Source organism: [Bacteroides] pectinophilus, assembly GCA_025146925.1.
Classification (GTDB): domain Bacteria; phylum Bacillota; class Clostridia; order Lachnospirales; family Lachnospiraceae; genus Bacteroides_F; species Bacteroides_F pectinophilus.
Genome location: CP102260.1, coordinates 179,608 through 198,716 on the forward strand (window position 1 = coordinate 179,608; position 19,109 = coordinate 198,716).

Annotated in this window: 11 protein-coding genes and 2 pseudogenes; 11 read left to right on the forward strand and 2 right to left on the reverse strand. The window is 45.7% G+C overall.

The genetic code is table 11. The annotated features are described in order from the left end of the window. Positions 1-31 precede the first annotated feature (31 nt). A complete protein-coding gene (locus tag NQ488_00775; GenBank protein ID UWN95879.1) occupies positions 32-1,477 on the reverse strand; it encodes a hypothetical protein in 1,446 nt (481 codons plus the stop codon). Next, positions 1,474-2,316 (reverse strand): hypothetical protein, encoded by an 843-nt coding sequence (locus NQ488_00780; protein UWN95880.1) that lies wholly within the window; start codon positions 2,314-2,316, stop codon positions 1,474-1,476. The genes NQ488_00775 and NQ488_00780 overlap by 4 nt, the downstream gene beginning before the upstream one ends. Positions 2,317-2,526: 210 nt before the next feature. Between NQ488_00780 and NQ488_00785 the strand changes: the two are divergent. From NQ488_00785 to NQ488_00835, 11 genes and pseudogenes are all read left to right on the forward strand, one after another. Further along, positions 2,527-2,706, forward strand: a pseudogene (locus NQ488_00785) (NTP transferase domain-containing protein). A gap of 81 nt (positions 2,707-2,787) precedes the next feature. Continuing rightward, positions 2,788-2,961: pseudogene (locus NQ488_00790) on the forward strand (transposase). A 285-nt stretch (positions 2,962-3,246) separates the two neighbouring features. Further along, positions 3,247-9,561 carry a carbohydrate-binding domain-containing protein gene (locus NQ488_00795; GenBank protein ID UWN95881.1) on the forward strand — a complete coding sequence of 2,105 codons (6,315 nt, stop codon included), beginning with the start codon at positions 3,247-3,249 and terminating at the stop codon, positions 9,559-9,561. A gap of 302 nt (positions 9,562-9,863) precedes the next feature. Then, positions 9,864-10,643, forward strand: coding sequence for a glucose-1-phosphate cytidylyltransferase (rfbF, locus tag NQ488_00800; protein ID UWN95882.1), 780 nt, complete (start codon positions 9,864-9,866; stop codon positions 10,641-10,643). A gap of 53 nt (positions 10,644-10,696) precedes the next feature. Then, entirely contained in the window at positions 10,697-11,764 is a 1,068-nt protein-coding gene (gene rfbG / locus NQ488_00805) for a CDP-glucose 4,6-dehydratase (protein ID UWN97072.1), read from the forward strand. 9 nt (positions 11,765-11,773) lie between these two features. Further along, positions 11,774-13,120 carry a lipopolysaccharide biosynthesis protein RfbH gene (gene rfbH, locus NQ488_00810; GenBank protein ID UWN95883.1) on the forward strand — a complete coding sequence of 449 codons (1,347 nt, stop codon included), beginning with the start codon at positions 11,774-11,776 and terminating at the stop codon, positions 13,118-13,120. Continuing rightward, complete coding sequence (locus NQ488_00815; protein UWN95884.1) at positions 13,120-15,027, forward strand: thiamine pyrophosphate-binding protein; 1,908 nt, start codon at positions 13,120-13,122, stop codon at positions 15,025-15,027. The genes rfbH and NQ488_00815 overlap by 1 nt, the downstream gene beginning before the upstream one ends. 52 nt (positions 15,028-15,079) lie before the next feature. Beyond that, positions 15,080-16,057, forward strand: a complete 978-nt coding sequence (locus tag NQ488_00820) for an NAD(P)-dependent oxidoreductase (protein UWN95885.1) — start codon at positions 15,080-15,082, stop codon at positions 16,055-16,057. Continuing rightward, entirely contained in the window at positions 16,044-17,036 is a 993-nt protein-coding gene (locus NQ488_00825) for a glycosyltransferase family 2 protein (protein UWN95886.1), read from the forward strand. Before NQ488_00820 ends, NQ488_00825 begins: the two co-directional genes overlap by 14 nt. Continuing rightward, positions 17,020-17,862, forward strand: coding sequence for a LicD family protein (locus NQ488_00830; GenBank protein UWN95887.1), 843 nt, complete (start codon positions 17,020-17,022; stop codon positions 17,860-17,862). Before NQ488_00825 ends, NQ488_00830 begins: the two co-directional genes overlap by 17 nt. Before the next feature lie 7 nt (positions 17,863-17,869). Next, positions 17,870-19,090 (forward strand): hypothetical protein, encoded by a 1,221-nt coding sequence (locus tag NQ488_00835; protein ID UWN95888.1) that lies wholly within the window; start codon positions 17,870-17,872, stop codon positions 19,088-19,090. Positions 19,091-19,109: the final 19 nt, after the last annotated feature.

The window sequence follows — 19,109 nt, forward strand, 5'->3', positions numbered from 1 at the left end:
TGTACATTCACAATATGGCTTTTTTGTATCTTTACGGCTGCATATTTTTAAGAACTCCTGATGTGACACCTATGTAATAGATGTCAGGAATTAACAGAATCAGAAGGGATATTGCAAGCCTTATGCGCATGAGGACAGGATTCTGTGTATATGTCAGTGCGCTGTCACCGGAATCGCCGGCTTCTTTTGGACGGTTGAGCAGTATCAGTGCAAACCCGGCTGCAGTGAATACAGTTGACAGCATAACAGGAATGTGCCATGTCGGGAACTTCTCTATCCAGTAGTTTATATATCTGCCAATGTCAGGCGCTCCGACAGCTTTGTTAGGGCAGAGCTTATACAGAAGCATGTTGCCGTATGTAACACGGCTGTAACACCATGGATACCATGTGTAGTGCTTTATTAAAAGCGCAGACTCAAACATTATCGTAAGCCATGTGTTAAGTCCATAGAGACTTCCGCTTGTGTGAAGCATGATTGTCATGAAAGGAATAAGCAGCACTACCCAGTACGGATAGGCCGGGGTTGCAGTATATAGCAGCATATAAGTTACAAAGCCTGCAAATATAACTTCATGGTAATGCCTTGCCTGTGACATGTCTTTGCGCTTATAGCAGTGGATTACAAGCGCAAGATAAGATACCCAGAATATGGAAACACCGCTGAATACCTGATAATCGGTCAGCATGCTTATAAGACCATCATTGTTGGACAGTACGGCGGTTCCGTATGTGCCGAGTGAGAAAAATATTTTCCAGAACACGCTGAGTGACATGCTCAGGGCAAGCTTCCCGGCAAGCTTAAGCGGATTCTTTTCTTTAAGGCAAAGAAGCGGAAGCAGGTACAGTAGCCCGAAATATTTCATACTGTTGGCGATTATAAAGCATATGAAAAAATATTTCTGGCTGTCATTAACATAAAAATATACACCGGCAAGAATAAATATAAGAGCAAGTACGTCATACTGCCCGATGATAAGCAGGCTTGCAAGCAGAGTACAGGACGAAAGGTATGAAAGAACAAGCCCCGGAGTACTCTGTGTGTTACCAGTGATTTTTGCGCTTATCATAATGATAAGACGGCCCGTCACTGCAACAGCAGCCAGAAGCATTGACTTGGCATACAGCATGGCGATAAAGGAATTCTGTATATTGCCGCCGCCAAAATGTTCAATAAGCCACAAAGGAAAGTTCCATATTGCAAATATCACATAGATAGTAAAGTCATATCTTGCATCCATATATGTGCCGAGCGTGTCGCTTCCGCAGTAGATGCCGCCATTATTACCGCCGCAGTATGCATAAAAATCAATAAGCTTTCCGTCAAAAAGCGCATCCCACACAGTGAGACCGTGCCGCATTGTCTCGCAGAAATCCTGATAGGCGTGTGAAGAGAATATAAAGATGCCTATTGCACCAAGGATTATGAATTCAATTAAAAATGCATGGCTTATTTTTTTATCTGTAATTTTACTCATTGTAAAATGTTCTCCTTTATTGAAGAGGTATCGTTTTTCAGTATCCCGGATATAGAATAGATTATTGAGATAAAAGTAGCTGCGCCGATAATTGAACCGATTCCCAGCTTAGCAAACATATTAAGAACTTTTGTCACAACAACGCTCAGTATTCCGAAATTATAATCGGACGAGTACAGGCACATAAGCACCGGCCCCGCTATCAATATAATTTTGAGCACGGTATCGGCTGTATCTGAAGCTGCAGTTCCACAATTACCGGTTCTTATCATAAGAAATGCAAACGGCAGAAACATAAGTACAAAATCAGGCGTGATGCTTGAGGAAAATATCATTATTCCGTAAACAGCCGTCCCACATACCGCCGCGGTTTTTGACCGCGTCATGCCGGGGTAACCGCTGATCAGCGGGCATACGGCAATGAAAAGTATATATGCGAGCCAGAACCAGTAGAAGCCGTCAAGGCAATGCTTTTCAAAAAGCAGGTTCCAGTATTGGAAATCAGGGAGCCAGAAGCACACCGGCTGTCCTGCGAATATATAATGTTCCGTGACATATACTATATTCACCGGAATCAGGCCCGCGATAATCATCAGCAGCCTGCGCAATAATAATCTGACAGATATCCAGGAAAGTATGGGACTGCCGGCAGAATCTGAGGCGACGGCATTATCTGCCACAATAAGCGCCAGCATTGCAAATGCCGCAAAGTAATTGATCGCAGCCGCAATTCCGAACATCACAACATATAAAGGCCTCTGCCGTGAATTCTCCATTCCATAAAAATACAGTCCCGCACATATAAAAGGAACTGCAAAGACAGCATAAGTAAAAGTCATTGTAATCTCCGTTCCTGCCCGTGTCTTGGGCATTATAAGGGCAAATGAACCCTTTATCTAGTATTTTAAACATATAGGCATATTATGGCAATAGGCAAGACTGCATATTTTGTCTGAATATGGTATATATAACCTTTATAATTAGTCTTAATATGGGTTAACCAGATTCAATCTAATAAAAAGCGCCCAGTGTGCGGAAATGAGGAAAGTATGAAAGTCGTAATTCTTGCCGGAGGATTCGGAACGAGAATAAGTGAAGAAAGTCATCTTAAACCAAAGCCAATGATAGAGATTGGCGGTAAGCCTATTTTGTGGCATATTATGAAGGAGTATGCACATTACGGATTTGATGAATTTATCATATGCTGTGGATATAAGCAGTACGTGATGTAGATATAAACAAGCTTCTTGAGTTCCACAGAAGCCACGGGAAGATTGCCACAATGACGGCAGTATCAGTAGGACAGAGATATAGATACATTTTATGCCAGCAGTCAGTTATGTTCTGTTTGTGGGTATCAGAATTCAGATACAAAAGATTTGTCAGTGAGGACATGGATATGTCCGAAATGCGGAGCAGGACATGATAGGGATATCAATGCTGCAAAAAATATACTTGCAGAAGGACTAAGACAAATAGCATAAGAAAAAATAATAAATAGGGCAGGGACTGCCCGAATTAACGCCTGTGGAGATATTAGGTTACGAGGTCGATTGAAGCAGGAAGCCCATTGGCTTAAGACAATGGGTAGTTCACAGTTGTTTATAGCAGAGCCTGTGAAAGCGGGGGAGTGTGGATAAAAGTACGAAAACTCAAAGGGAATTGCTATTGACAAAACAAGCCGTTACATGGCAAGATTAAATTGGTAATTAATATATAAATTCCGCACTAAAACTGCGGCAAAAGAGAAAAAATAGGGGGGTAACAAAATGAAACAAAAGCATGGTAGAAAATCCAAGATTGCGGCATTGCTCGCAGCTTGCGCCCTTACTGTTTCGGCAATGATAGCAGGCGGAACCCTGTCCGTCAGCGCAGACGCTGGAGAAGCTAAAGAAAATGTAGGTGGCATATTTCTTATAAGCGGAGGAACCGCTGCGAACGGAGATTACAGCTATGACGAAAATAATAGCTTGCTGACCATTCTGAAAAGCACACCAATAACAATAAAGAGCGTAAACAATCAATTTGTCAACGCAAAAATCTTTATTAAAAACGGCGTTGATGCGAATATTACGCTTGACACTCTGCGCATCAGACCGACCGACGGCGCCGCTATATCTATGGGCGACAGCTCTGCGAGCGTAACCATAACCATTAAAGGTGGGACTTCCAACTATCTGAACGGCGTGAACGCGGCAGGCATTGAAAAGCTGTCCGAAAACGGAAGGCTTACAATCACCTGCGAACACGCAGACGAAGAAAACCATCAGTGCGACATGAACTGCGGTATGCTTGACGCAAGGTGCAGCGCGGGACACGGCGCGGGCATAGGCGCTTCAGGATGTAATTATGGAACCGAAACCGGCGGCATATACATAAAAGGCGGCGTGATCTTAGCTGTAGGCCATGACGGCGCAGGCATCGGCGGCAGCAATTTAGCCGATGTATCCGACATCAATATTTCGGGCGGCATAATCGAAGCATGGGGAGATAATGGCGCCGCAGGCATCGGCAGCGCCACTAACGGCGGCATTGGCTCTATAAACATAAGCGGCGGCATAATTTCGGCATACGGCAGTGCATTCAGAAATTCCAGCGGCAGCCACTTTTACGGCGCGGCAATAGGCGCTGCTTACTGCAGCAGATTTGACAGCATAAACATAAGCGGCGGCACTATCTACGCAAATACCGCTTATGACAGCAATGGCACAGGCGGAGTCGCTGTCGGCGCAGGAAACAACTGCAACTCGGACAGGACAGGTATAATCAGAATTTCCGACGGCGTTGTTTACGCAGTTGGCAGCGGCAGCACTGACGCAATCGGCGTTACCGACAGCGTGGCAGACCCTGCCGACATCGTAATAGACGGCGGCTCGGTATATCCGAAGTGCGGCGACGACTGTACCGTACATTCCGACAAAATAGGTATGTCCTCCCTGCCGAAGGACTCAAGCGGCAGAGAGCTGATTTTACTGGAAATAGACAATTCGGGCAATGAAAGCATTACCGTAAACGGAAAAGCATATCCGTCAAACAGCACATACAACACCGATTTTGATAATTCGACAGAGGTTAAAAAGTCCTACGTTTTCATGCCGAAAACCGGCAGAAACAGCGTAACGGTAGGCAATACAACCACCGACTATATTTACACCGAAAACGGTCTGGTAAACGCTGAAGATATGAAGCTTGACTTCTACGCAACAGACAGCAATAAACCACTTGTCTACGGAACAGACTATAAAATTGACGGCTCCACGCTGAAAATTTTATCGGACAAGGGCATTACCGTAAAAAATGTTGACCCGACGCAGCCGTGCAGCAACGACATTTACATTGAGAGCGGCGTTTCCGCAAACATTACTTTTGCGGGAATAAATATCCAAAGAGGTCTGAATGAACTCAGCGCTGTTGAAATTGCCGAAAACAGCAGCGGAAATGTAAACATAATCCTTGCCGACAACACGGACAATATTATTTCTACAACCTATAATTACGCCGCACTGTCCAAGAACTCAGACAGTGCCGAATGCGGAACGCTCACCATATCCTGCCAACACAGCGGAGAAGCCGGCCATATCTGCGGCAGCAGCTGCGGCGGACTTAATGCGGCAAGCTCTAACTACCCTGCGGCTATCGGCGGCGATGATAACAGATCCGCAAGCAACATTGTCATAAACGGCGGCAGAATCAATGCAAAAGGCAGCAAGGGCGCAGGCATCGGCGGCGGTTATAACGCTAAGGCAAACAATATTACTGTCAACGGCGGTATAATCAACGCAGAAAGCGTCTTTGGCGCAGCCATCGGCGGCGGGCAGGGCGGCAGCGCTGACGGCATTTACATTAACGGCGGTATTGTCAACGCTGTTATAACCTACTTTAACAATAATAACGCTTACGGCTGCGCGATCGGTTCAGGCGCAACCGGTCAGGCAGACAACATTATTATAAACGACGGTATCGTAACCGCCCAGGGCGGCTACAACAGCTACGCGCTCGGCGGCTGGTCAAATTCCGAAAACACCCGTAACTACCAAATAAACGGCGGTATGGTTTATCTGGTAAATGACAAGACTAAGAACCTGAAGCCGTTCAGCAGCGACGCTAAACTCAAAAACAATAACGGCGAGTACGTCTATCTTGCCGCAATCAGCAACCCGAACGGCGAGGAAATCACTATAAACGGCGACCCTCAGCAGTACAGATTCCTCAGCAGCTCCGATATGACCTTTTATGCTTACGTTCCCAAGGATATAGCAGGCACTGCAAGCGTAAAGGTAGGCGACAAGCAGTATTCCTACGGTCTTAACGAAGGAATATTCGAGGAAATGGGATCCGACCTTGTTATTAGAGGCGACAACGAAATCCTTGAATACGGATTAGAATACACTTACCCTGCCAAAACGGGCATACTTACAGTAAACAACTGCGCCGGCAGCGTAACCATAAAGAACGCCGATGAAAGCGTTCCCACAAACAACCGTATCTATATCGGCAGCGATGAAGCGCCGTCAACCGTCAACGTTACCCTTAACGGCGTAAACATTTACGCCCCTTGCGACAGCGACAGCGGTACGTACCACCCTGCAATCGAGTGCAATGAATATGTAGCCTGCAATCTTATAATCGACGGCGGCAGCACAAACAAGCTGGTAGCAATAGACAGCGAAACAACAATCTCAGTAGGACGCAGCCTGACTGTAAGCTGCTATGCAGGCTCTGCCGAATACGGTCACATCTGCGATGAAACCTGCGGCACTCTTTATGTCGAGCAGGAAGACATAGCTCCCGCTATCGGCATACTTGATTCCGAGCCGGATAAGTTCATCGAATTCAAAAGCGGCAGGATAACCGTTATTTCCGGCGATGAAAACGCAATAGACGGCTATCAGGAGGGAAAAATAATCCTCTCAGGCGGATTTATCTACGCAAAGAGCGAGGGTGCCTCCGCTCTCGGAAACGCAAAATATTTCTCCCTTTCAAAGGGCGTTTACACCCTTGAAAGCAATCAGAGATATTACGCTTTAGCTACAACAAACAACACTGACGGCGAGGTTCATATAGACAGCTCCGCTTCCGTATATATCCGCGGCAAAAACGGGGCATACGGCGAACAGACCTACGGCATAAACGCAATCAGCAAAGCTCCCGTTTCCTGTAGCGAAAATGCGGATGGCAGCTATCCTGAGGTTGCTCTTATTACAATAGCCAACCCACAGAATGAGGACGTTTACTTTAACGGAAAGCTTCTGCCATTCAAAACCCACAGCGATTCCGACACTAACCTCTACATTTACGCCGACCGCTCGGCAAAGCATACCGTTAAGGTCGGCGGCAGCGAAAAAACATACGAATACATTGCTGCCATGCGCGCCTTTGCAGCCATAGGAAGCGACCTTGTTATCACTGCGGCTGACGGCTCGGCGCTTACCCCGGGCGTTGATTACGACTATTATATCTCCTCTGTAACGAACCCGGTTACGCAGGTATCCGCCGATATAGGAACGCTGAACGTTTACACAAATACTCCTGTTGTAATCAAGAACGCAGACGGCGTTTCCTCAACACAGGACATAATCGTAATCAATGCGTCCTATGCGGACGTTACCCTTGCGGGAGTAAATATCAGCTACCCGTCAATGTGGACCGACAGCTCAGCGCTCTGCATAGCCAATGACAACACCGCGTCAATCACGCTTGCAGACGGAACTACCAACACTCTTATCTCTGACAGTATGTACGGCTGCGGCATTGCAAAAGACGGAACAGGCACATTGACAATAACTTGCGAAAAGGCTAAAAACGATTTTTCTCACAAGTGTGACGAAAACTGCGGCACGCTCAGCGCAAAGGCGAATATGTACGGCTCCGCAATCGGCTCAACCAGCGGTCAGTACAACGGAAAAACTGCTCAAAAGATTACGATATTGGGCGGCAATATCACCGCGGCTTCTAAGCACGGCGCAGCAATCGGCGGCGGTATTTACACAGGCGCAGAGAATATCACTGTTTCAGGCGGCAATATCAACGCCACCGGCGGCGGCTCTTCAGCGGCAATCGGAAGCGGCGAAAAAAATTCAAGCTCCTCCGAAGCTGTAACCGCTGAAAATATAAAGATTTTAGGCGGCAACATCAACGCAGTCGGCGGCTTCGGCGCGGCGGCAATCGGCGGCGGTAAGGAAAGCAGCGCCTCGGACATTACAATTGCGAACGCCAATGTAAAAGCCGTAACAGACGATTACAGCGCAGCAATCGGCGGCGGTCAGAACGCAAACGGCAAAAACATCAGAATAGAAAACTCGACCCTTTACGCAGCAAGCCAATCCGGCGCAGCGATTATCGGCGGCGGCGTCGACGGAACAGGCGACAAAATCTATATCGAAAACAGCGTTGTTTCGCTGGTTCAGAAAGGCTCCTGCGGACCTGATATGATAGGAAACGGCGTTGACGGCGTTGCAAGCGAAATTTATATCGACAACAGCTCGGTAGCTATGTACTCGACAAACACATTCAGCCCCGATATTTCTCAGAACAGCCAGATAAAGAACAGCGCAGGCGAACCTGTTTACCTGCTGACAGTTGACAATCCTAACGGCGATGATGTCATCGTTGACGGCGTTATGGCAATTGCCGCCAACAATATTGCCGCCGACCCGAGCGACACAGGACTTCACTTATGGCTTGCAGACCGCGACCATTCGTTAGTATTCACAGACGCAGACGGCGCGACAACCCAGATTGATTACCACTTCAACGACTTATTTAAAGTGTTCAAGCTTTGCGAGGCGGATATTGACGACGGCTATCGCTACAACGAAACCGCGCACTGGTATGTCTGCAAAAACAGCGACCTCTGCACCGTAAAGTTTAACTATCAAAAACACCTTGGCGGTAATGCGACCTGCACGGATAAGGCTGTTTGCGAAGCCTGCGGCTACGAATACGGAGAACCTCTCGGTCACAATATGCAGTATTTCGATTATGTCCCTGAAACCTGCACAACCGACGGAAACATTGAATACTACAAATGCGGTAACTGCAGCAAGCTGTTCACAGACGCTGACGGCAAAAACGAAATAACTTACGCCGATACGGTGATTGCGGCAAAGGGACACCGCTACCTCACGTCATGGACATTCGACAGCGACTCGCATTGGCATAAATGTGATGTCTGTGGCTCTGTGGATAAAATAGAGCCGCACGTTTCAAGCGGTCATGCAACCGAAACTGCCGCTGAAACCTGCACAATCTGCGGATACGAAATCGCTCCGGTGCTGGGACACATTCATGCCAACAACCTTATGCCGGTTTATGCTGTTAAGCCTACCTGCACAAAGGGCGGCAATATTGGCTACTATGTATGCTCCTGCGGCAAGATGTTTGCCGACAGCAACGCTGCAACGGCGCTGACAGAAGCTGACATTGTTATTCCTGCGGCAGGACACGGAGCAACCGAAATCAGAAACAGAGTTGAGCCGACCGAAACAGCCAACGGCTACACAGGCGATGAATACTGCACGGTATGCAATGAACTTGTCAAGCGAGGCACGGTTATTCCTGCAACAGCTTCGTCGGGAACAACAACAACTCCGTCCGAACCTACTTCGGCTCCGTCGGGAACAACAACAACTCCGTCCGAACCTACTTCGGCTCCGTCGGGAACAACAACAACTCCGTCCGAACCTACTTCGGCTCCGTCGGGAACAACCACAACTCCGTCCGAACCTACTTCGGCTCTGACGGGAACAACAACTCTGTCCGAACCTACTTCGGCTCTGACGGGAACAACCACAACTCCGTCCGAAACCACTTCGGCTCAGTCGGGAACAACTACAACTCCGTCCGAAACCTCAGCCACAACCACGCTTCCGCCTGAGGACGCTGAGCTTCCGTTCATCAAGGACGAGTGCGGCAGGGTAATAGTTGACGAAAACGACCACGCCGCAGACAACGAAAGCGGTGATGCTGAAAAGTCCGAAAACGACGAAACCAACCCCGTCACAGGCGCTGCGGTAGCCGGACTAATAGCATTAATAATTCTGGCTGCGGCAGTAGCAGTTGTTTTAAGTAGAAAGAAAAAGTAAAAGAACAATAATCAGGCTCCCCAACTTATGTTGGAGAGCCTTTTTTCAGCTTTGAAACCATCAGGCTTTACAATGCCGCTGTCATCGGTGTGTATGACAGCTTCTTGCGTAGTCCGTTACGGATGGCCGTAAGATAAGATTTAAGTGCGGGGGAGTGTGGATAAAAGTACGAAAACTCAAAGAATAGGCAAGATTGCATATTTTGTCTGAATATGGTATATTAATTTTTATAATTAGTCTTAATATGGGTTAACCAGATTTAATCTAATAAAAAGCGCCCAGTGTGCGGAAATGAGGAAAGTATGAAAGTCGTAATTCTTGCCGGAGGATTCGGAACGAGAATAAGTGAAGAAAGTCATCTTAAACCAAAGCCAATGATAGAGATTGGCGGTAAGCCTATTTTGTGGCATATTATGAAGGAGTATGCACATTACGGATTTGATGAATTTATCATATGCTGTGGATATAAGCAGTACGTGATAAAGGAGTGGTTTGCAGACTACTATCTTCATAACAGCGACATTACATTTGACTTTACAAAGGGCGGCGAGATGACCGTGCATAATAATAAGACGGAACCCTGGAAGGTTACGCTTATTGACACAGGCCTGAACACCATGACAGGCGGACGTGTAAAGAGAATACAGCAGTATGTCGGTGATGAGACATTTATGCTGACATATGGTGACGGAGTATGTGATGTAGATATAAACAAGCTTCTTGAGTTCCACAGAAGCCACGGGAAGATTGCCACAATGACGGCAGTATCAGTAGGACAGAGATTCGGTGTGCTTGATATAGATTCATCCAATACCATTAATTCCTTCAGAGAGAAGGATGATGTTGACGGCAGCAGAATTAATGCAGGTTATATGGTACTCGAGCCGGCAATATTTGATTATATAGCAGGAGATGACACCGTATTTGAGCAGGAGCCTCTCCGCAGGATGGCACAGATGGGTGAACTTAAGGCATATATGCATAACGGTTTCTGGCAGTGCATGGATACAAAGCGCGAGATGGAGAAGCTTGAAGAGTTATGGCAGAGCGGTAAGGCACCATGGAAGTCATGGAATGATTAATGGCTGCACACAGACCTGATATGCCATGAAAAACGCGCAGAAATGGAGTAATGATGAATCGCACAGATTTAAGCTTTTATAGAGGAAAAAGAGTTCTTATAACGGGACATACAGGTTTTAAGGGCTCATGGCTTTGCAGAATCCTTGTGAATGCAGGGGCTGTTGTTACAGGATATTCCCTTGAACCGCCAACGAATCCGGCACTTTTTGATATGTGCGGACTTGAAGGTAAGATGAATTCTGTCATAGGAGACATAAGAGATTCTGAACACCTTAAGGAGGCATTTGCAAAGGCGCAGCCTGAGATAGTACTGCATCTGGCAGCACAGCCGATAGTAAGGGATTCATATAAGAATCCTGTATACACATATGAGACGAATGTAATGGGAACGGTTAACATATGTGAATGTGTAAGGCAGAATGCCTGCGTAAAGTCATTTCTTAACGTGACGACTGATAAGGTGTATGAGAATAAGGAATGGGTATGGGGCTACAGAGAGGACGAGCCGCTTGACGGATATGACCCATACTCTAACAGCAAGTCATGTTCGGAGCTTGTTACACACAGCTACAAGAACTCATTTTTTAATGATATGGATGTTGCCGTATCAACAGCAAGGGCAGGTAATGTCATAGGCGGCGGAGATTTTGCCAATGACAGAATAGTACCTGACTGCGCAAGGGCGTCATTTGCGGGAACGCCTATTGTTGTGCGTAATCCTCATTCAACAAGACCTTACCAGCATGTGCTTGAGCCGCTTGCAGCATATCTTATGATTGCAAAGGCACAGTATGAAGATAAGAAGTATCAGGGATACTATAATGTAGGACCGGATGAATCTGACTGTGTTACAACTGGAAGACTTGTTGATACGTTCTGTGAGGCATGGAATAAGGTTTCAGACAAGAAGGCATCATGGATCAACAAGTATGACGGAGGCCCTCACGAAGCGAATTTCCTTAAGCTCGACTGTTCAAAGCTTAAGAGCACATTTGGCTGGAAGCCGCGCTGGAACTTTGATGAGGCGATAAACAGAAGTGTTGAATGGTACAATGTATATGACAACAACGGTGATGTTGCAGCATGCATGGACAGACAGATTAATGAATTTTTTGGATAGGAGACAGATATGTTTGAGAATAAGACTGAGAAGGAAGCAAGAGAAGATATACTTGGCTTAGTTAAGGAGTACTGTGATAAGTACCATGCTAAGAAGCCATATGAGGAAGGCGACAGAATTTCATATGCATCAAGAGTATATGACAGCGCAGAGATGGTCAATCTGGTAGACAGTTCACTTGAGTTCTGGCTTACATCAGGAAGATATACTAACGAATTTGAGAAGAAGTTTGCAGAGTACCTCGGAGTACGTTACTGCTCACTCGTTAATTCAGGTTCATCAGCCAACCTTGTTGCGTTTATGACACTTACATCACCTCTTCTTGGTGACAAGAGGATTAAGAGAGGCGATGAAGTAATTACGGTTGCATGCGGATTCCCTACAACTGTAACACCGATGATCCAGTATGGTGCAGTCCCTGTATTTGTTGATGTTACGATACCTCAGTACAATATTGATGTTAATATGCTTGAGGAGGCACTTTCAGATAAGACTAAAGCGGTCATGATTGCACATACACTCGGTAATCCATTTGACCTTGCAGCAGTTAAGGCATTCTGTGAGAAACATGAGCTGTGGCTTGTGGAAGATAACTGTGATGCGCTCGGTTCAGTGTATACAATAGACGGGGAGGACAAGCTTACAGGTACTGTAGGTGATATAGGTACATCAAGCTTCTATCCGCCACACCATATGACAATGGGAGAGGGTGGTGCAGTATATACAGATAATCCGCTCCTTAACAGAATAATCCGTTCAATGCGCGACTGGGGACGTGACTGTGTATGCCCTTCAGGTCATGACAATGTATGCGGACACCGTTTTGACAGACAGTATGGTGAACTTCCTCTGGGATTTGACCATAAGTATGTATATTCACATTTTGGATATAACCTTAAGGCAACAGACATGCAGGCAGCAATCGGATGTGCGCAGCTTGAGAAGTTCCCTTCATTTGTTGAGAGAAGAAGACATAACTTTGACAGACTTAAGGCTGCACTTGAAGATGTATCTGATAAGCTTATTCTTCCTGAGGCATGTCCTAATTCTAATCCGAGCTGGTTCGGTTTCCTTATGACATGCCGCGAAGGAATTGACAGAAGAGCAGTTGTTGAATATATAGAGAATCATAAGGTTCAGACAAGAGCACTCTTTGCGGGTAATCTTACAAAGCATCCGTGCTTTGATATTATGAGAATGTCAGGAGAAGGCTTCCGCGTAGTGGGTGACCTTTCTGTTACAGACAGAATTATGAATGACACGTTCTGGGTAGGCGTATATCCGGGAATGACTGATGAGATGATTGATTATATGGCAAAGACAATTAAGGAAGCAGTAAACGGAGGCGCTAATTAATGAAGATAAGGCTTGCTGATTATGTATCGCAGTTTCTTGTTGACAATGGAATAACTCATGGCTTTACTGTAACAGGTGGAGGAGCCATGCACCTTAATGATGCTCTCGGACATCAGGCAGGGCTTACTATGGTGTACAACCACCATGAGCAGGCGTGTGCAATAGCAGCGGAGAGCTATGCAAGAATCAATAATAAGATTGCGGTTCTCTGTGTTACAACCGGACCGGGTGGAACTAATGCACTTACGGGAGTTGTCGGAGGCTGGCTTGATTCAATCCCTATGCTTGTTATATCAGGACAGGTACGTTACGATACAACGGCAAGAAGCACAGGGCTTAATATACGTGCAATGGGAGATCAGGAATTCGATATCACCAGAGCAGTTGCTTCAATGACTAAGTATTGTGAGATGATTGAGGATCCAAGGCGTATTGCATATGCCCTTGAGAAGTCGATGTATCTTGCCAATACAGGGCGTCCGGGTCCATGCTGGATAGATATTCCGGTTAATTATCAGGGAACTATAATAGATACGGACGAGCTGATACATTTTGATGTAACTGAATATGAGCGCGAGAATGCATATACTATTGCACCGAAGGTTACTGATGAGACAGCAGATGCGATTCTTGACAGAATAGCAGCAGCCAGAAGACCTGTATTCTATGCCGGCAACGGTATAAGGATATCAGGCGGATATGAGGAATTCAAAAAGCTTACAGACAGGCTTAACATACCTGTTGTCACATGCTGGGACAGCATAGATGCAATATATGATGAACACCCTCTGTATGTCGGCCGCGGCGGAATCATGGGAGACCGTGCCGGCAACTTTGCGGTGCAGAACAGTGATCTTGTGTTTGCATCCGGCAACAGGCTGAGCATCCGTCAGGTAGGATATACATGGAAGACATGGGCAAGAGAAGCTTATGTAATAGTTAACGATGTTGACCGTGATGAGATGAGAAAGCCTACGCTTCATGTTGATATGCCTGTATGGGCAGACGCAAAGGATCTTCTTGCCAAGCTTAACGAGAGACTTGATGCAAGAGGAATAACACAGGGAAAGACATTCTGGAACGGAGAAGAGTGGCTTTCAAGATGTGCAGACTGGAAGAAGAGATATCCGGTAGTGCTTCCTAAGCATTATGAGGATACCAACCACACTAATGTGTATGCATTTATTAAGGAATTAAGCTCAAGGCTTGAACCAGGACAGGTTACGGTAGTAGGCAACGGTTCTGCATGCGTTGTGGGAAGTCATGCATATGTGATAAAGAAGGATCAGAGATTTATAATTAATTCCGCAATCGCTTCAATGGGATATGACCTTCCGGCAGCAATCGGCGCATGCGTTGCACACCACGGCAATGCCGCACTTCACGGAAGAAGTCTGGCAAGACAGAATCAGGAGCCGGCAGGAGAGGATACGAAGAAGGATATTATCTGCATAAGCGGTGACGGAAGCATACAGATGAATATTCAGGAGCTTCAGACTATAATCCATCACAGAATGCCGATTAAGATATTCATGATTAATAATGAGGGATATCATTCCATAAGACAGACACAGACAAATCTTTTCCATAAGAACTTTGTCGGAATAGGCCCGCAGAGTGAGGATCTGAGCTTTCCTGATATGTCAAAGCTTGCACCGGCTTACGGATATCCGTATTTTTCATGCGACTCCAATACAGATCTTGGCAGAGTGCTTGATGAGGCGCTTGCGGTTGACGGACCTGTATTTGTAGAGATATTTGTTTCAAAGGAACAGAACTTTGAACCGAAGTCGGCGACAAAGAGACTTGAAGACGGAACACTTGTGTCACCTCCGCTGGAGGATCTGGCACCATTCCTTGACAGGGATGAATTCCATAAGAATATGATAATAGAACCTTTATCATGATGTTATCTTAACTTTATCTTGACATTATCGTGATACGGCAGGAGCACAGAATATGCAGGGGATGCAAAGCGCCATAGTTACCGGACCTACGGGTGCGGTGGGAATGGCATTGATTAATAATTTAATATCTCACGGAATACGTGTGGCAGCAGTTGTAAGACCGGGGTCGGCAAGGGCAGCAAGAATAAAGGATAATCCGCTGCTTACGAAGGTGGAATGCGGGCTTGATGAGCTTGATAAGCTAAAAGACCGCCTTGCACGGGCCGGATTTAGGACTGGAAGTGCGGATGAACGCATGGGAGGACTTGTATTCTATCACCTCGGCTGGGATGGAACATTCGGTAACAGCCGTAATAATATGCACGGGCAGAATCTTAATGTGAAGTATTCGCTTGATGCGGTGGATGCCGCCAATGAATGCGGATGTGAGGGCTGGATAGGAACAGGTTCGCAGGCAGAATACGGAAGGTTTGAGGGAAAGCTTAATGCACAGGTGCCGGCATTCCCGGAGAATGGTTACGGAATAGCCAAGTTATGCGCAGGCCAGATGACAAGGATTGCATGTTCACAGTACGGAATGCGCCATGTGTGGACAAGAATATTAAGCATATACGGACCATATGACGGCGAGAAGACCATGGTAATGAGCACCATAGCTGCGTTGCTTGACGGAAGGATACCTGATTGTACGAAGGGTGAGCAGGAATGGGACTATCTCTATTCGGATGATGCAGGACGTGCACTGATGCTTCTCGGTCAGAGCGGTCATGATGGTAAGATATACTGTATAGGAAGCGGAAGAACAAGACCGCTGAGAGAATACATTGAAGATATCAGGGATGCGGTTAATCCGGATGCACAGATTAATTTTGGAGCTGTGGATTATGCACCAAAGCAGGTATTTTACCTGTGTGCGGACATAAGTGACCTGCATGATGATACTGGATTTGAACCGTCAACTGCGTTTGCAGACGGAATAAAAGATACCATAAACTATTTAAAAAGTGAGAAATTCAATGAAAAAAATTAGCATAATGGTTCCTTGCTATAACGAGGAAGAGAATGTAGAGCCGCTTTCTAAGGCAATTATTGAGATGTTTGCAAAAGACCTTCCGCAGTATGACTATGAGATAGTATTTATTGATAATGATTCTTCGGATACAACAAGAGTGAGACTTAGAAGACTCTGTGAGGGTAATCTAAGGATTAAGGCAATATTTAATGCCAAGAATTTTGGACAGTTTAACTCACCATATTATGGAATCCTTCAGACAACGGGAGATTGTACGATACCTGTATGTGCCGACTTCCAGGATCCTATAGAGATGATACCTGAGCTTGTGCATAAGTGGGAGGAAGGCTATAAGATTGTATGTGCGGTCAAGACGAGAAGTAAGGAGAATCCCGTTATGTACTGGCTGCGCTCAGTATATTACAGAACAATCAAGAAAATGTCTTCGACAGAGCAGATTGAGCAGTTTACCGGCTTCGGACTGTATGACAGGTCATTTGTACAGGTGCTTCGCGACTTAAAGGATCCGATTCCGTTTATCAGGGGAATCGTAGGAGAGCTTGGTTACAAACGCACAGAGATAGAGTACGAGCAGCCGCAGAGACGTGCCGGCAAGACACATAATAATTTTTATACACTGTATGATGCAGCGATGCTTAGCTTTACGTCATATACCAAGATAGGACTGAGACTTGCAACATTTATCGGGGCGGTAACAGCGGTGATAAGTGTTATTATTGCGATTGTATATCTTGTACTTAAGCTCCTGTACTGGAACAGATTCTCGGCAGGAATGGCACCGCTTGTAATTCTTGTGTGCATATTCGGTTCACTGATACTCATATTCCTCGGGCTTATGGGAGAATATATACTCAGTATCAACCAGCGTGTAATGAACAGACCGCTTGTAATAGAAGAAGAGAGACTTAATTTTGACATTGGAACACCTCAGGAAGAGGAAATGGCGAAGGAGAATACAGATGTACACAATAGATGATGTTCACCACTATAATGACCTGCTGCTTGCTGAGGTTGACAGAATCTGCAAAAAGCATGACATAGCATATTATATGGACAGCGGCACTCTTATCGGTGCCGTAAGGCATAATGGTAATATTCCGTGGGATGACGATGTTGATATAACAATGAAACGCGCGGATTACGAGAAGTTCATAGATGTATGTAAGGCAGGAGAGCTTGCTGACGGATATGAGCTCGTGCTCCCTAAAGATTATGGTGAGAATCATTTCTTTGATTTTATTCCGCATGTGGCTTTTACTAAGAGTACAATTAAGCCGGATAATGATGAGATGAAGTTCTATAACGGTAAGCAGAACCATATGCTTCTTGATATATTTGTGCTTGATGAGATAAGTCCGTCACCGCTTGCACAGAAGTGGAAGGTGTTAAGGCTTCAGTTTTTATATATGCTTTCATGGGCTCACAGATATAAGATTGATTACAGTGAGTATTCGGCAGCGCAGCGCGTAATTGTTGCGATTATGTCACATGTCGGAAAGCTTTTTAAGCAGAGCTCAATAGAGAAGCGTTTTACAAAGATTGCGATGAATGATAACGGCAAAGGTTATGATAAGCTTTTCTCAGCATATTATCCGTTTGACCAGATACATTTTATATATGACAGATCATGGTTTGACAATGCGGTAAGGCTTCCGTTTGACGAATATGAATTCGATGCACCGCAGGGCTATGACAATGTGCTCAGGACAATGTTCGGCAGCTATATGGAGCTTCCGCCTGAGGATAAGAGGGTTGCGGAGCATTATGACGTGACGAGTGAATATTTTACTATAATGGAATGATTGTATTATGAAAAAGAATATTCTAAAAGCATTTGCAGGGGATATGATGTACAGTATCATCGCACTGGTTGCCCTTAACGGAACAATCCAGCTTCTTGTTAATCCCCTTCTTACAAAGCAGATGGGTGCGGCAGCATTCGGCGTTATACTGTCAATTGAATCGGTTGTATCAATAATGGCTTCATCATTCGGCTCTGGAGCCAACTATTCAAGGCTCGTAATGAGTGCGAGAAAGGAAGAACCTAAGGGAGATTATAATCTGTTTCTTGCGATTATTGCGGCAATATCGCTTATTGTGACGCTTGTGATGCTGATAGTATTCAGGGCGCTCAATCCTGTTATGTATGTGAGCTCGGCTGTGCTTATGATAGCAAGTGTGCTCAGATATTACGGTGATGTCCAATATAAGCTTGCAATTAATTATAAAGGCTTCATGAAGTACTATATCGTAATTGCAATAGGATATGCGGCAGGCACGCTCCTGTATCCGGTCACCCATTCGTGGGGGATTGCTATTGCGCTGGGTGAAGTGCTTGCAACGGTATATGTGTGCCTTACGGGGAATCTTTACAAAAGACCGTTGTTTGAAGCATCGGAGTATCGTGCCGGTGTTATGAGGTCGGTATGGCAGCTTTCATTGGCATATCTGATTTCCAGTATGATAATGAATGCGGACAGAATACTTATTATGCTTTTTGTGGGTTCTGCGGAGGTTACGATATTCTACACGGCAACGCTCGTAGGCAAGATTGTTGCGATGATTACAAGTCCGCTGAATGGCGTGCTTATGGGGCATCTGTCCAAGTATGAGGGTGGACTTACAAAGAAGATGATGTCAGCAATATCAGGAGCTCTGTTCGCAGTAGGGCTGTTTGTGCTGGCGGCGAGTGTGATTGCATCCAATATATTTGTAATGATTATGTATCCGGATGTGTACGGGCAGGCAAAGCCGCTGTTCCTGCTTGCTAATGCAGGACAGATATTCTACTTTATATCTGAATCGCTGATGGTAATAGTATTGAGATTTACCGGAGAGAAGCTTCAGATAATACTTAATGCGGGATACGCAGTCATATTCTTTGCAGCAGCCATACCGGCAGTGTTGTTCGGAGGGCTTAACGGTCTTGCAGCTGCGATTTTTGCAGTTAATATAGTGAGATATCTGGCTGTAACACTTGCAGGAATGTTCTGCAGGCAGCAGTCACAGAACAATGCGGAAGCTCAATAAGAAGTGATAAAGAGTAGTT

Excerpts from the sequence above, each read along its gene's own strand:
- rfbF (UWN95882.1), top strand. The coding sequence starts at position 9,864 with ATGAAAGTCGTAATTCTTGCCGGAGGATTCGGAACGAGAATAAGTGAA.
- rfbG (UWN97072.1), top strand. The coding sequence starts at position 10,697 with ATGAATCGCACAGATTTAAGCTTTTATAGAGGAAAAAGAGTTCTTATA.
- NQ488_00830 (UWN95887.1), top strand. The coding sequence starts at position 17,020 with ATGTACACAATAGATGATGTTCACCACTATAATGACCTGCTGCTTGCT.
- NQ488_00825 (UWN95886.1), top strand. The coding sequence starts at position 16,044 with ATGAAAAAAATTAGCATAATGGTTCCTTGCTATAACGAGGAAGAGAAT.
- NQ488_00795 (UWN95881.1), top strand. The coding sequence starts at position 3,247 with ATGAAACAAAAGCATGGTAGAAAATCCAAGATTGCGGCATTGCTCGCA.
- NQ488_00815 (UWN95884.1), top strand. The coding sequence starts at position 13,120 with ATGAAGATAAGGCTTGCTGATTATGTATCGCAGTTTCTTGTTGACAAT.
- NQ488_00780 (UWN95880.1), bottom strand. The coding sequence starts at position 2,316 with ATGACTTTTACTTATGCTGTCTTTGCAGTTCCTTTTATATGTGCGGGA.
- NQ488_00835 (UWN95888.1), top strand. The coding sequence starts at position 17,870 with ATGAAAAAGAATATTCTAAAAGCATTTGCAGGGGATATGATGTACAGT.
- rfbH (UWN95883.1), top strand. The coding sequence starts at position 11,774 with ATGTTTGAGAATAAGACTGAGAAGGAAGCAAGAGAAGATATACTTGGC.
- NQ488_00775 (UWN95879.1), bottom strand. The coding sequence starts at position 1,477 with ATGAGTAAAATTACAGATAAAAAAATAAGCCATGCATTTTTAATTGAA.
- NQ488_00820 (UWN95885.1), top strand. The coding sequence starts at position 15,080 with ATGCAGGGGATGCAAAGCGCCATAGTTACCGGACCTACGGGTGCGGTG.